Source organism: Mycetohabitans sp. B2, assembly GCF_021733735.1.
GTDB classification, from domain to species: Bacteria; Pseudomonadota; Gammaproteobacteria; order Burkholderiales; family Burkholderiaceae; genus Mycetohabitans; species Mycetohabitans rhizoxinica.
Window position 1 is genome coordinate 1 of sequence record NZ_JAHKSP010000112.1, and the last position, 1,311, is coordinate 1,311.

At 57.1% G+C, this 1,311-nt stretch carries 1 protein-coding gene; it reads left to right on the forward strand.

The features are described from left to right. On the forward strand, window positions 1–1,311 hold a 1,311-nt coding region (locus tag KPG66_RS16945), incomplete at both ends, for a class I SAM-dependent methyltransferase (RefSeq protein WP_237071616.1).

Here is a 1,311-nt window from a genome sequence, read left to right on the forward strand (position 1 = left end):
TGAGTTGCAACCGCGGCGGGTGCTGGAGATTGGCGTAGGCACGGGACTGCTGCTCGCGCACCTAGCACCTCATTGTGAAGCGTATTGGGGCACGGATTTTTCTGCACCCTCCATCGAGACATTGCGCACTCAGTTGGCGCAGCTGGCTTCACACGTTCAATTGCGCACACAGGCTGCGCATGTCACTGAGGGCTTACCCACAGACTATTTCGATACCATCGTGATTAACTCGGTGGTGCAATATTTCCCCAGTGCCAGCTATTTAATGGATGTAGTCCGCCAAGCGATGGACCTGCTTGTGCCCGGTGGGAGCGTTTTCATCGGGGACGTGCGCAACCTTAACTTGCTGAACTGTTTTACCACCGCGGTGCAGTTGCACCAAGCCGATTCGGCCACTGATGATAGGTCTAGCTTAGGGCGACGTATCAAGCAAGCGCTGCTTGCAGAAAAAGAACTGATGCTAGCGCCGGCCTTTTTTAGCGCACTGCCCAATAAGGTTGACACCATTGCGGCGGTCGATATCGAGCTCAAGCGCAGTGACTACCATAATGAATTGAGCCGCTATCGCTACGACGTAGTGCTGCGCAAAGGCCCCGTCAACACCTTGTCGCTCGCTCAAGCGCCGCAGCTGCGCTGGGGACAAGGGGTAGTCGAGATTGATACACTACAGACATTGCTCGCGACGGAGCGTCCCGCCCAGCTGCGCATCACGGGTGTGCCTAATGCACGGTTAGCGCTGGAGATAGAGGCGATGCAAGCGCTTGAAGATGGCGATGACATCAGCGCCATTAAGCATCAGCTCATCACCGGCAATGCGCAGGCGATTGGATTGGAACCGGAGGATTTCTCTGCGTTGGGTGAGTCGCTTGGCTACTGGGTGGGTAGCACGTGGTCAGAACATGATGCTCATGCCTGCATGGACATTGTGTTCGTGAAAGCCAGGGAGATGGCCCAAGCCATGCCCACTGCTGTCTACCTGCCGCCCTCAGACAATGGCCAATCGTCATTGTTTAACTACGCGAATCAACCGGCCAGCTTCGATCAATTTGCTGACGTTCGCCGCTATGTGGCGACACAGCTGCCTGATTACATGGTGCCGGCTGCGTTCGTGCGCCTGGATGCGCTGCCGCTCACACCCAATGGTAAGCTCGATCGGCGTGCGCTACCCGCGCCGGATGACGACGCACTTGCGCATCAAGCGTATGAAGCGCCGCGAGGCGAGCTAGAGATGACGCTCGCGACAATCTGGACGGAGTTGCTCGGTGTCGAGTGTGTCGGTCGGCATGACAGTTTCTTTGCGCTCGGTGGCCA